Genomic DNA, 13200 nt, shown 5'->3' with positions numbered 1-13200 from the left:
CACATGGCGCGCCGCGACGATGCGTCGTCGCGGCGCGCGCGAACCTTAGGTCGGAATGCGCTTCTTGTAGTGAGAGAAGTACAGGTCCTTGTAGCGCTGGAGATCGCCGGCGGCGACCGCGTCGCGATAGGCCTTGGGCAGCTCGTAACCGGCCGGACGCGGATAAGGCGCCCACATCTGTTCGACGTCGAGCGGCCAGACGAAGTTTTGCGGATCCCAATCGTCGGGGCTCAGCACGCGCGACATCTTGCGCCAATCGAACGGAAGCTTGCCGCCGCCGAGGAACGCCTTGATCTTGGCGACGTTGGCCTTCGTCACGAGCGTGCCGCCCGTCGCCATCATCAGTTCGGTCGGCGACGGCTTCCAGCCGTTCAGCACGTCAAATGCGCGCACGAGCGCAAAGCCGGCCTGGTATTGCGGGATATAGCTGATCGAGGCGAGGTATTGCCCCTGCTCGATGAGTTCGAGGTTCTCGGCATTGCCGTCGTGTCCGACCACCGGAATCTTGAGGCCCGCTTCCTTGAGCGCCTGCACGATGCCCAGGCCTTCGCTGTCGTTTTGCGCGTAGACGCCGTCGATCTTCGGATAACGGGTCAGCATGTCTTCCATCACGCGGCGCGAATCGACCGGATTCCAGTTGCCCGGCTGACGCGCGAGCAGCTTGATATTCGGGAACTCCTTGAGCGCGCGATCGACGCCGAGCGTGCGCGAGATATCGGGCGACGCACCCGGGAAACCCGTGATATGCACGAAGTTGCCCTTGCTGCCCATGGCCTCGAACAGCGTCTTCGCGAGGTTATACGCGTTCTGTACGTCGTCGGCCGCGAAAAAGCTGCCGTAGCCGTTGCCCTGATCGATCGGATGCATCCAGGGCAGCGTGTCCCAAACCGCGATATAGGTCGCGTTGTATTTGCCCGCGAGGCTTGTGATCTGCTTGACGTTCGCGGTGTCGTTCGAATCGCCGAACAGGCCCTTCGTGCCGGCCTGCAATTGCGCTTCGACGATCTCGATGTGCTTCGCCGCCTGACCGTCGTACGCGAGAATCTTGTAGTCGACGCCGATCGCGGCGGCGGCTTCCGTTGCGCCCTTGTTCCAGTTCGTGAAGTAATCGTTTTCGAGCCGCGTCACGACGCTCGTGATCTTGAGCTTATTTTTCGTCTGAGCCGCCGCGAGTTGCGGCACGGTGCCCACGGCTGCCGCGAGTGCGGCCATCTTGTTGAACTGTCTACGGGTCAGCTTCAATTCGTGTCTCCTGGGTGGATACGACTACGTGGCTTATGGGTTTGTGCGGCCTTGAAGAACAAAGTCGGCGCATCGCTCGCCGATCATGATCGACGGCGCATTCGTGTTGCCGCTCGTGAGCGACGGCATGACCGATGCATCGGCGACGCGCAGGCCGTCGATACCGTTCACGCGCAGCATCGGGTCGACGACGGCCGTGCCGTCGCTCCCCATCCGGCAAGTGCCCGCCGGGTGATAGACGGTCTTCGCGTACTCCTTGATGAACAGGAGCCAGTCGTCGCGCGTACGCGTCTGCGTGCCCGGCAGCTTTTCGCCGACCACATATTTCTGCAACGCCGACGCCCGCATGATTTCGCGCGCCCATTCAAGCCCGCGGATCGTCCGTTCGAGATCGTCGGGGTCCGAGAAATAGGCGGGATCGATGATGGGGTCGTCCGTCGGGTCGGTGCTGCGCAGCGCAATCGTGCCCCGGCTCTTCGGACGCACGACGCACGTGTTGATCGTCGCGCCCGCGTGCTGGATGATGTCTTTCTCCATCAGGTCCAGATAGACGAGCGGCAGGAACTGCATCTGCACGTCGGCGCGTCCGCCGCCGCGCGTCGAGTCTGCGAAGCAGTGCGCTTCGACGACGTTCGACGTGGCCGGACCCGAATCGAACATCGCGAACTGCAAGCCGTGACGCACTGCGTTGAGTCCCGTGTCGTGGCCGAAGTACCCGACGGGCTTGTCGTCCGGACAGAACGCGATGACGGGGACTTCCGCGTGATCCTGGAAATTACGGCCGACTTCGGGCGCGTCGAGCACGACGTCGAGACCCTGCTTGCGCAACGCATCGGCGGGGCCGATGCCTGACAGCATCAACACCTTCGGACTCTGGATCGCACCCGCGCTCAAGATGATTTCTCGATCGGCGTGCACGGTCTCGACGCGACCGTCGCGCACGTAACGCACGGCCACCGCGCGGCCCTTCTCGATGACGATGCGCTCGACGAATGCCGACGTGACGAGCCGCAGCTTAGGATTCCGATAGTGCTTGTGCAGATAGGCTTTCGCCGCGCTGCTGCGCCGGTTGTCCTTCGTCGTGACCTGACAGAAGCCGACGCCTTCCTGCCGTGCGCCGTTGAAGTCGGGGTTATACGAATGTCCCGCCTGCTGCGCGGCCTGTACGAACGCGCGCGACAGCGTGTCGACGTAGTTGAGATCCGACACGCCGAGCGGGCCTTCGTTGCCGTGATAAGGCGGTCCGAAGCGATCGTTCGATTCGGCGCGGATGAAATACGGCAGAACATCCGCATACGACCAGCCGCTCGCCCCCTTGGCCTGCCAGTCGTCGAAATCCGCGGCCTGTCCGCGGATATAGACCATGGCGTTGACCGAGCTGCCGCCGCCGACGACCTTGCCTTGCGGAAGAATCCGCGTCTGGCCGCCGAGTGCGTCTTGAGGGGTCGTGCGGTAATGGAACAGATGCCGCGTCGGCATGAGCTTCGTAAAGCCCGCGGGCACCGGCATCAGCGGATGGTTGTCGAGACGACCCGCCTCGATGACCGTCACCGAATGCCCCCGATCGAGCAAACGTCCCGCGATGGTGGCCCCTGCCGATCCCGCGCCGATCACGATGTAGTCGGTCGTGTTCTTCTGATTCATTGAGACTCGCCTTCAGATGCGTGACTTCGCGTCGTACAGATCGCGCACATCGAAACATATGTCGCGCCGCGTCGACTTCGAAGTCCGTTTTATCCTATTTTTGTGTTGCGCTATACGCAACTGCGATGCGCATTGAGCAACTTAGGACGCACATTACTCGCGTCGACGTGGGTCGACAACCAAGGGCAAACCCTCGTTTTGGAGACAACGACGGCCCGTGTCCCAACATCTGCGGAGACCACGCGGGAAGCCGACGCGAAGGGACACGAAAGCGAAGCGATCATCTGGGATGAATGCCCGTTGCGGATGAGGGACATCCAGGCAAATAAGCGCGTGACGCTTGAGCAGGACGCACGCGCATGAACGGACGGATCGCGCGCGCGGCTCGACCCGACACATGCAATGCCGCATCAAGATCGAGGATGGAGGAGACGTGAATACACGCGTTCATGCGCGTGCGAAAGGCGCATCAACCGTTCGGCGAGCGCTCGCGAATGCGGCCCATCAGGCGGAGGATCGGGCGGGAAATCAAGCGGACATCAAGAGGACATTGCTGGACGACGACACGCGGTACGCGCTGCGATGCATGCATCCGAACGCGTCGCGCATTCGGCATGCACAACGCGGTTCAACGGATCACGGGCGCGCCGGTCCATCCGAGTTCACGCGAGATCGCATCGGCGGTCTCGAGCAAGGCATCGAGCATCAGGCTCTCCATCGACTTGAGATCGTGGATCGCCTTGAGTTCGATGACCGACACCGCGGCGACAACGTTTCCGTCCACGTCGCGAATCGGCGCGCCGATGCTCGCGACATAGTCTTCGCGCTCGCCGTCGTCGGTCGCCCAGCCGCGCTCGCGCACGAGCTGCAGCTCGCGTTCGAGCGCGCGGCGCGAACTGAGGGTCGTCGGCGTGTGCTTGTCGAACACATAGCCGTCGAGCATCGCATCGCGCGCCTTGCTCGGAAGAAACGCGAGGATCGACTTCGCGACACTGGCGGTATGCAGGCACACGGCCTGGCCGATCCGCGACGTGAGGCGAATCGAGCGCCGCGGCTCGATCTTGTCGACATAGAAGATCTCGTCGTGCTGCAGCTCCGCGAGGTGCACCGTCTGGTCGCGCAACGCATTGAGCTTGAGCAGCTTCGGATGAGCGAGCTGGGCGAGATCGAACTGATCCTGCGCGCGATGCGCGAGCGACAGGATGCCGGGTCCGATGCCATAGCGACCGTCCGGAAGTTTGCGCAAGAGGCGCTGCTCGAACAGGACGTCCATGATGCGAAGCGCAGTCGACCGATGCACGTCGAGACGCCGTGCGACCTCGGCCGGCGTCTGCGCCCCGCCTCCGAGCAGCATCAATACTTCGATCGCGCGCTCAATGCTTTGTGACACGGACGACTCCCCTTCGAAAGTGATGACTCAAAGCGCCTGAACACACTCGGTGCCCAGAAAAGGCGCGATTCTCGCATGAGACCCATGACTACCGTACCGCCAAAAAAGATGCGCTCGCATGGCGGCTTTCTACGTGTTTTCCCCGATTTGCTCTGTCCGATCCCAAAGCGTACCTTTCGATCGACGTTGCAAACTATGCACTCATGTTGCATATCACGCAACACAAAAAGCAGAGTACGGAGAACGCGTACGTGTACCAGGTGTATGTCAGAGATCGTGACGATCCCGATCTCGCCATCGAAGAAGCGGTGCTCTCGCCGATCGGTGCGCAGGTGACCGGATGGTCGCCTGCGCAGAACCCGCTTTTCAGTTTGCCGAATTGCCTCGTCACGCCGCGCGTCGCCTACGTCTCCGAAGATGCGCTCGACGAAGCGTGCCGCACCGCCGCGGAAAGCGTGCGGGCCGTGCTGCTAGGGCAAACGCTGCCGAATCTCGTGTCCCCCCGTCGTTAACGGGAAATCCATTGAAGGAAATCAGATGAGTATCGTCGTCAATCCGAGCCCTGAGCTCAACCATGCGCTGATTGCGCAATTCGTCGCGATGGCCGACGTCATGTCGCTGTCGTGTGTCGTCTCGGACGCGCTCGAACGCGTCGGCACGATGCGCAACGACATCAAGCCGCGCGCATCGGCGCGCAAGATCATCGGGCCTGCGCTCACGGTCCAGCTTACGGCCGGCGATATCGTCGACTGTCTCGAAGTGTTCACGGTCGCGCGTCCCGGCGACGTCATCGTGATCGATGCGTTCGGCGAAACCGATACGTCGATCTGGGGCGGCCTCATGACGGGGCTCGCGAAGAATGCCGGCATCGTGGGCGCCGTGATCGACGGATCGTGCCGAGACACGGACGAAGCGCGATTCCTCGATTTCCCGGTGTCGTCGAAGGCCGTGGGTCCGCGCCAGGCGCATACGGCGATCTCGGGCCGGCGCGAACCGATCAAGATCAATGTGCCGGTATCGTGCGGGGGCATCATCGTGAACCCGGGCGATCTGGTCGTGGCCGACGAAATCGGCGTGGCCGTGGTGCCGGCCGCCGAGATGGGCCCGGTCTATGAACGCGCGTCGACGATCGCCCGCAACGAAGCGCAGATGCGCGAGCTCGTGCTCGAAGGCAAGACGTTCCAGGATCTGCTCGAGAAGTTCGGACGCATCTGATTGCGGATCCCCCTCTACGCCGGCGCTTTCGGGGCCGGCGTTATACGAAACCGTTCAATCAGGGTCACACGCTCACACACGCGAACGCGAGCGACGTGCGGAACGCGTCGCTTCGGACCAGGCTTCCGCTTCGCGAGCAACGCGCACGAAGGGCCCGCATTGCTCGATGTCCCGTGCGTCGACTCCCGCTTCGGCGAATGCAATCTCCCATCGCGCGAGCGTAACGAGCATCGCCGACACGATGTCGCGCGCCTCGTGTTCGGTCAGCATGAATCGCCCGCACGCCGACATGACATTTTCAAGCGTCGGCTCGTGCCCCTTGTCTCCCACGCGCAGTGCTTGATAGTCGATTCCCTGAAGCTGCGGCTGCAGATCATAGGCAGGAGCCAAATTCCATCGTCCGTTCTTCCATAGAAACGCGTGGTTTTTCTCGTGATCATCGGTGTTTTCCATCAACACGTTGAACACCATGCGTCGAAACACTTCCCTTGCGTCCGCAGTCGGCGTGGCCGAATAGCGTCGGGCAAAGTTTGCGATATCGGAATACGCGGCCTGCTCGATCGGAATTCCATCAGCAAGACACGCCGTCCGCGCACTGCAGAAGTGATGACGCGATCCATCGGTATCGCGATCAAAGCGCTCGACGAGTAAGACGTTTTGTCCACGAACCGTCACGAGTCTGGAATCCGGAACCGCGATATCGCAGACTTGCGCAAGACGCAGCGACGCATGCTCGATCGCGCAAACATCCACCGTATCGCCGTCCGCAGGAAATTTCGCGATCCATCGTCTTCCCGCATCCTCGATGATCGCTTTCGGGCGCGCACCACCGGCGCTTGTGCCCGGACGCAGCAAACGCCGCATCTCTTCGCCAATCTCCTCGCGCCGCTCGATCGCTTGCGCGGCAGCCAACAGCGCCGGCAAGTCTGCGCGATGGAGTACCTGATCGGCCGCCGGCGAATACGTCTCCGAGCTCGAGGAAAACGCGAGTGCGCCGATCCGGTCCTCACCCACCAGCGCGAGGTAGTCGATCTCCGACCGACGACGCGGATTGAATACACGCTCGATGATTGGCCTGCCCCAACGATCGGGCCCCGCGTCCTCGAATATCGGGCCAATATCCTGTCCGACCGGCGGCTCGAATGCGCCGGGTCGCAGCGGTAAATCAGGAGAAAGCGCGAATGCCTCGTCGAGTTCGAGCCAAGATGTCGCATAGGAAAACCGACACATGCGGCCACCGACGAGTTCGAGCGTGCCGCAATGCACCGGCTCGAGCGCTCCGGGCAAATACATCCATACATGCAGCTCGTTATTCATCGCCGCGCCGCTCCCTTCGCCGATAGATTCCGCAGTTCCAGCGCGAGTGCGTTTTCGTCGGCGGCGGGGTCGGCAATGGCCGCCAGAAACTGCACACGACCCACGAGCCAGAGCGCCATCGCATACACCGAGATCGATACGGTCGAGTCACCGTTCTCCATCTTCCGCAGCGTCGGTACGGAAACCTGCATCCGCTCGGCGAATGACCGCATGGTCTCGCCCCGCCGTTTCCGAGCAATGCGCAAGTTCTCCCCGAGGCTCTTCAGCGAGCGCTCGACCGGGGACGGGAGCATTTCGGCGGCAGTGGATCGACGTGGCATGGAAAGAATAATGTCCAAAATAGCAATAAAACGCAAACTATTATTTGCTTTCTGGACACAACAAACGATGACATGACGACGTACGTTTTGTCATCGGGAGACGTCTGTCGCGGCGCATCGACGTGTCGATGCCCACACCGCGCCCCTACGCGACCACCTTGCCCTTAAGAAACGCCGCCACGTCCGCGGCGGCCATCGGCGGGCTGAACAAGTAGCCCTGGAACACATCGCACGCACGCTCGACCAACGCGCTGCGTTGCGCTTCCGTCTCGACCCCTTCGGCAATCACCGACAAGCCGAGCTTGTGCGCCAGCGCGATCATGCCCGCGCACAGATCGGCATCGCGCGTGTCCTTGTCGATGCCCGTGATGAAGTTCCGATCCAGCTTGAGCGTGTCGACCGGCAAACGCTTGAGATACGCCATCGACGAATACCCCGTGCCGAAGTCGTCGATCGACAAACGCACGCCTTCGCCGCGCAGACGATTGAGCGTCGCGATCGCCTGCTCGGGGTCGTCCATCATCATCGACTCCGTGACTTCCATTTCAAGCTCGTTGGGCTCGATGCCGTGCGACGTCATGCTCGCCCGCACACCATCGATGAGATCCGCGCTCTTGAGCTGCGACGGCGAGAGATTCACGGCGACCCGAATACGGCCCAGCCCCTGGTCGCGCCATTGCGCCATCTGGCGGCATGCCTGCGTGATGACCCACGCGCCGATCGGCACAAGCAATCCCAACTCCTCGGCAAGCGGAATGAATTCGAGCGGCGACACACGCCCGTGACCAGGCCGATTCCAGCGCAGCAAAGCCTCGAACCCCATCACCCTGCCATCGGCGCTGCCGATCTTGGGTTGATAGTGCAATTCGAATTGCGCGTCGGCGAGCGCGGCGCGCAGGTCGCTCTCGAGCGCGAGACGATGCGAGGCGATCGCCGCGAGATCCGCCGTATATCGGCATACCTGGTCCCTGCCGCGGTTCTTCGCGCGATACATCGCGGCCTCGGCCCTGTCCACGAGCGCACTGGCCACATCGGCATCGTGCGGGTACCCCGCGAGACCCGCGCTCGCCGTCACGCGAACGGGCTTGCCCAACAACGTGAACGGTTCGGCGAGCAACGCGCGGAGTGCCTCGACTTGCGCGATCAGGTCCGATTCGTCATCGGCGAACAACGTCGCGACGAACGCGTCGCCGCTGATGCGCGCGAGACTCGAACGCGGCGCCAGAGCGCGTCGCAACCGCTCGGCGGCTTCGCGCAGCAATTGATCGCCGATCTCCTGACCCAGCAGCGTATTGATGTACTTGAACTGGTCGAAGTCGAGCAATGCGACGGCGATCACGCCACGCACGCGACTCGCCATGCGCAATTCCAGCGCGAGTTCCTCCTCGAATTGCGCGCGATTGGGCAGATCGGTCAGCGCGTCGGTCGTGCGCTGCCGTTCGACGATCTGCCGCAAACGCAACAGCTCCGTGATGTCCGTCGAAAATCCGATCACGCCCGACGGCTTGCCCGGAATATCCAACGGGAGCTTGACCGACCAATAGTTGTGTTCGACGCCGTCGGTTCCGACGACGACTTCTTCGCACGTCAGCCGCGCATTCGTCGAGATCACGCGCTGATCCATCTCGGTAAGCTTGAGACCGACATCGCGACCATGGATCTCGAGATCGGTCTTGCCGACAATGTCCCGCGACGCTCGGCCATACAGTTCGAGCACGCGCTGATTCGCGAACAGATAGCGGCCTTCTCGATCCTTCACATACACACAGGCGTCGATATGGGCCAGCACCTTGCTGAGCAGATGGTTGCGCCCGACCAGATGTTCTTCGGCCCAGTTACGGTGCGTGATGTCGGTCGATATCCCGCAGACCGCGATGACCTGGCCCTCTTCGTCGAGCACCGGCACCTTCGTCGTCCAGAACGCACGGACCGTGCCGCCGAGCAGGCACAGTTCCTCTTCGTCATGAATGGTCTCGCCGCTGTCGAGCACCGCGCGATCGTTCGCAAGCATCCGCTGCGAGCGATCGAGATCGATGAAATGCGCGTCCGGCGCGCCGATGACCTGCGCGGGCGCGGCGCCGAACAGCTCGCACACGGCCCCGTTGGCGAACACGTAGCGGCCGTCGTGATCCTTGACATAGACATAGGCCCCGATGCGATCGAGCACATAGCTCAGGGATGCGCTCTGGAGCGTCGATGCGGTCATCGTCGCGGAAGTATTCATGCGCAATAGGTGCGGGTGCCGTGCCCTTCGCCGTCAAGACGGCGAAGGGTGTCGATATGAATGGGTCGCATGCCGTCTGCAAAAAATATAAAGCCTCGCGGCCTCGCGCCTGCAATTTTCCCTATGATCACACAAAAACAATGTATGGATTTCGTAAGGATTTCTGCTAAAGCATGCGATGCATGCATCGTCATTCTTGATCCGAGGTAAAAACACTTTGTCCGTCAGGGGCGTTTTTTTACCCAAGGGATTACCCGCATAATGCGCCGGTCTCGAATCGCTCACGCTTGACCGCCATGTCCGACCGCCACCTCGACTCCGCCCTGATATCCGCCCCGCAACGCTCCGACGCACCCGCGCGCGAGAGCGCCGCATGGCCGCTCTTCGCACTCGCCGTCGGCGCGTTCGGCATCGGGACGACCGAGTTCTCGCCGATGGGCCTGCTGCCCGTCATCGCCGAGGGCGTCCACGTATCGATTCCGACGGCGGGCATGCTGATCAGCGCGTATGCGATCGGCGTCATGGTCGGCGCGCCGATCATGACGCTCGCGCTCGCGCGTTGGCCGCGCCGCACCGCGTTGATGGCGCTGATGGCCATCTTCACGCTCGGCAACCTACTGTCGGCCTTCGCGCCCAACTACACGACGCTGCTCGTCGCACGGCTCGTGACGAGCCTCAATCACGGCGCGTTCTTCGGCATCGGCTCGATCGTCGCGGCGAGCCTCGTGCCGCGCGAACGGCAGGCAAGCGCCGTCGCCACAATGTTCATGGGTCTCACGATCGCGAACATCGGCGGCGTACCCGCCGCCACATGGCTCGGCGAAGCGATCGGCTGGCGCATGTCGTTCGCGGCCACGGCGGGCCTCGGCGCGCTCGCGATCGCGGGCCTGTGGATCGCGCTACCGAAGGGCGAGCGCGGCGAGACGCTCGACTTGCGCGCGGAATTCCGCGTGCTCATGCGTCCCGTGGTGCTGCGCGCGCTCGCGACGACGGTGCTCGGCGCTGGCGCGATGTTCACGCTCTACACCTATATCACGCCCACGCTCACGCACCTCACGCATGCGACGTCCGGATTCGTGACCGCGATGCTCGTGCTGATCGGCATCGGCTTCTTTTTCGGCAATATGGCGGGCGGGCGGCTCGCCGACCGATCGCTCGACGGCACGCTGCTCGGATTTCTCGCGCTGGTCGTCGCGGTGATGCTCGCGTTTCCGCTGCTTGCGTCAACGCATGCGGGCGCGGCCGTCGCGTTGTTCACCTGGGGACTCGCGACGTTCGCCGTGGTCCCGCCGTTGCAGATGCGCGTGATGCAGGCGGCGTCCGATGCGCCCGGGCTCGCGTCGTCGGTCAATATCGGCGCGTTCAATCTCGGCAATGCGCTCGGCGCGGCCGCGGGCAGCGCCACGCTGTCGGCGGGTCTCGGCTACGACGTGCTGCCGATCGTCGGCGCGCTGATCGCATTCGCGGGCATCGCGCTCGTCGCCGCGCAGATGCTGTCGAGCCGCCGCACGGGCGCGATCGCGGCATCCTAGGTTCGACGACCCTCCGGTTTCCGCGCTCATGGGCGCGCGTCGTAGGCGGCCCATCGCGACGCGCGGTCGGCGTGCGGAGATCGAAGCACGCGTATCGAAACGCTCAGATCAAAGCATTCGGATCGAAGCACGACAGTCGACGCGCTAAGTCAGATTCAACCCGCCGTCGAGCATGAGGATCTCGCCCGTGACGTAATCGTTCGAGGCGAGCATCGATACGGCATGCGCGATATCGCCGGGGCTCGCCGAACGACGCATCGGCGCATGCTCGCGCCAAAGCGCCTGCGCGTCGGTCCAGTCGGCGGTCAACGGCGTATCGACCAGACCCGGCGCGACCGCATTGACGCGTATCGCCGGCGCGAGCGAGCGCGCGAGCAAACGCGTCATGTGATTGAGCGCCGCCTTCGATGCCGCGTACGGAATCGATGCGCCTTTCGGGCGAACGCCCGCATGCGAACTCACGTTGATCACGCAGCCCGCGCGGCCGCGCATCGACGCGTCGCGCAATACCGGCTCCAATTCGGCAATGAGCCTGAACGGCGCGACGACATTGACTTCATGAAGCGCATGCCAGATCTCGGGGGTCGCGCCGAGCAGGTCGTCATGACGCACGACGTGGCTAATGCCCGCATTGTTCACGAGCAGATCGAGCCGCCCCCAGACATCGACGGCCTCGCGCGCGAGCCTGACCCGATCCGCATCGATCGCGAGATCGGCCTGGATATACGCGGCGGATCCGAGTTCCGCGGCGATGGCGCGGCCCGTATCGGCCGAGCCTCTCGAATGCACGACGACCGAATAGCCGTCGGCAGACAAACGCCGCGCGATGGCGGCGCCGATTCCGGACGTCGATCCGGTGACCAATGCGACGAGGGCGTGATGCGTCATGCGGACAGGTGTGGCGAGAAAAGGAACGTGGCGGCGATTGTAGCGTGACGCATCCGCGACAGAGCCCGATCGCCGATACATCACGGATACGCCACCGACAGGTCGATGCGTCGACACGTGGATAGGTCGATACGTCGCCAATACGTCGCCGTTGCGCCGCGCGATTCGAACGCCGCGCTTCAAACACCCGCAGAAACAACAGGCATTAAGCAAATTCCCGCATCAACGGCTTTTATAATGGCCGGCGTCGAATACGATGCGCCGCATGCACACGCCGCCTCGCGCTTTCGCGGGCCCGCACACCGCCACCCGAATCCATGATGAACGCCTCGCCCCCCGACCTTCCATCGAGCGATACGCGTCCCGGCGATCGGACACTCGCGCTGTTCATACAGGCCGTCGAGGACTATGCGATCTTCATGCTCGACCCGACGGGCCATGTCGCGAGCTGGAACGCCGGCGCGCAACAGATCAAGGGATACGCGCCCGACGACATCATCGGGCGGCACTTCTCCGTGTTCTATACGCCCGACGACCTGGCCGCGCGCAAACCGCAGGACGAACTCGACCGCGCGGCGCGCGACGGCCGCGTCGAGGACGAAGGATGGCGCGTGCGCAAGGACGGCTCGCGATTCTGGGCCAATGTCGTGATCACTGCGGTACGCGACGCGCAGGGCACGCTCGTCGGCTTCGCCAAGGTCACGCGCGATCTCACGGAACGGCTGCGCGTGGCCGAACTCGAACGCTCGCGCGCACTCGCGGCGCGCGCGCACATCGCGCGCGAGGACGAGCAACGGCGCATGGCGCGCGAGCTTCATGACGATCTCGGTCAGCAGCTCGTCGCGCTCAAGATGGACGTCGGCGTCCTGCACAAGGATCTCATGGCCGCGGATACCAATCCGCGCGCGATGCTGCGCACCGAGCGCGTGCTCTCGATGATCGACACGATCATCGGATCGGTGCGGCGCATCGCATCGGATTTACGTCCCCCGCTGCTCGACGATCTGGGTCTGGCCGCGGCGATCGAGTGGCTCGCGAACGACTTCGAGCAGCGTCACGCGATCACGGTGACCGCGCGCGTGAACCTCGGCGCGATCGAGATGAACGGGCCCGCCGCCTCGTCGTTGTTTCGGATCGTCCAGGAAGCGCTCAACAATGTCGTGCGGCATGCGGGCGCGACGCGCGTGACGGTCGATCTCGACACCGGCGATCGCGCGCTCGCGCTGCGGATCGCCGATAACGGCGTGGGCGCGCAGTTGGGCGCCGAGCGCGACCCCGCATCGTTCGGCCTGCTCGGCATGGGCGAGCGCGTGCATCTGCTCGGCGGCGCGATCGCGTTCGACAGCACGCCCGGACACGGTTTCAGGATTTCGATCTCCGTGCCGATCGACGCCGTCGCAGCGCGCGACTGATGCCCCATCTTCGCTT

At 63.4% G+C, this 13200-nt stretch carries 11 protein-coding genes; 4 read left to right on the top strand and 7 right to left on the bottom strand.

Annotation, left to right across the window (positions count from 1 at the left end):
* Positions 1 to 45: 45 nt before the first annotated feature.
* From D7S86_RS15830 to D7S86_RS15815, 3 genes are all read right to left on the bottom strand, one after another.
* Complete coding sequence (locus tag D7S86_RS15830) at positions 46 to 1242, bottom strand: sugar ABC transporter substrate-binding protein (RefSeq protein WP_147432353.1); 1197 nt, start codon at positions 1240 to 1242, stop codon at positions 46 to 48.
* A 33-nt stretch (positions 1243 to 1275) separates the two neighbouring features.
* On the bottom strand, positions 1276 to 2886 hold the full coding sequence (locus tag D7S86_RS15825; RefSeq protein WP_121087803.1) for a GMC family oxidoreductase: 1611 nt from the start codon (positions 2884 to 2886) through the stop codon (positions 1276 to 1278).
* A 628-nt stretch (positions 2887 to 3514) separates the two neighbouring features.
* Positions 3515 to 4276 carry an IclR family transcriptional regulator gene (locus D7S86_RS15815; RefSeq protein WP_121087801.1) on the bottom strand — a complete coding sequence of 254 codons (762 nt, stop codon included), beginning with the start codon at positions 4274 to 4276 and terminating at the stop codon, positions 3515 to 3517.
* A 251-nt stretch (positions 4277 to 4527) separates the two neighbouring features.
* Between D7S86_RS15815 and D7S86_RS15810 the strand changes: the two genes are divergently transcribed.
* Together D7S86_RS15810 and D7S86_RS15805 are read left to right on the top strand one after the other, a co-directional pair.
* Entirely contained in the window at positions 4528 to 4788 is a 261-nt protein-coding gene (locus D7S86_RS15810) for a hypothetical protein (RefSeq protein WP_147432352.1), read from the top strand.
* A 25-nt stretch (positions 4789 to 4813) separates the two neighbouring features.
* The gene (locus tag D7S86_RS15805; protein ID WP_121087799.1) at positions 4814 to 5491 is read left to right on the top strand and encodes an RraA family protein; all 678 of its coding nucleotides are present in this window, start codon (positions 4814 to 4816) and stop codon (positions 5489 to 5491) included.
* Between the two features lie 72 nt (positions 5492 to 5563).
* On the opposite strand, the gene D7S86_RS15800 is transcribed toward D7S86_RS15805, so the two are convergent.
* From D7S86_RS15800 to D7S86_RS15790, 3 genes are all read right to left on the bottom strand, one after another.
* Positions 5564 to 6808: a type II toxin-antitoxin system HipA family toxin gene (locus D7S86_RS15800; RefSeq protein WP_121087798.1), complete on the bottom strand. Its 1245-nt coding sequence runs from the start codon at positions 6806 to 6808 to the stop codon at positions 5564 to 5566.
* A complete protein-coding gene (locus tag D7S86_RS15795) occupies positions 6805 to 7164 on the bottom strand; it encodes a helix-turn-helix domain-containing protein (RefSeq protein ID WP_240648201.1) in 360 nt (119 codons plus the stop codon). The genes D7S86_RS15800 and D7S86_RS15795 overlap by 4 nt, the downstream gene beginning before the upstream one ends.
* Positions 7165 to 7273: 109 nt before the next feature.
* Positions 7274 to 9352, bottom strand: coding sequence for a putative bifunctional diguanylate cyclase/phosphodiesterase (locus tag D7S86_RS15790; RefSeq protein WP_147432351.1), 2079 nt, complete (start codon positions 9350 to 9352; stop codon positions 7274 to 7276).
* A gap of 296 nt (positions 9353 to 9648) precedes the next feature.
* On the opposite strand from D7S86_RS15790, the gene D7S86_RS15785 reads away from it, so the two are divergent.
* Positions 9649 to 10884 carry an MFS transporter gene (locus tag D7S86_RS15785; RefSeq protein WP_121087795.1) on the top strand — a complete coding sequence of 412 codons (1236 nt, stop codon included), beginning with the start codon at positions 9649 to 9651 and terminating at the stop codon, positions 10882 to 10884.
* 144 nt (positions 10885 to 11028) lie between these two features.
* On the opposite strand, the gene D7S86_RS15780 is transcribed toward D7S86_RS15785, so the two are convergent.
* Positions 11029 to 11772 (bottom strand): SDR family NAD(P)-dependent oxidoreductase, encoded by a 744-nt coding sequence (locus tag D7S86_RS15780; protein WP_240648199.1) that lies wholly within the window; start codon positions 11770 to 11772, stop codon positions 11029 to 11031.
* Positions 11773 to 12092: 320 nt separating this feature from the next.
* Between D7S86_RS15780 and D7S86_RS15775 the strand changes: the two genes are divergently transcribed.
* Complete coding sequence (locus tag D7S86_RS15775) at positions 12093 to 13184, top strand: PAS domain-containing sensor histidine kinase (RefSeq protein ID WP_240648198.1); 1092 nt, start codon at positions 12093 to 12095, stop codon at positions 13182 to 13184.
* Positions 13185 to 13200 lie beyond the last annotated feature (16 nt).

Origin of the sequence: Pararobbsia silviterrae (assembly GCF_003628125.1) — a bacterium.
Lineage (GTDB): Bacteria > Pseudomonadota > Gammaproteobacteria > Burkholderiales > Burkholderiaceae > Pararobbsia > Pararobbsia silviterrae.
The sequence above is the reverse complement of the archived record's forward strand: the minus strand, read 5'-3'. Positions and strand labels throughout refer to the sequence as shown.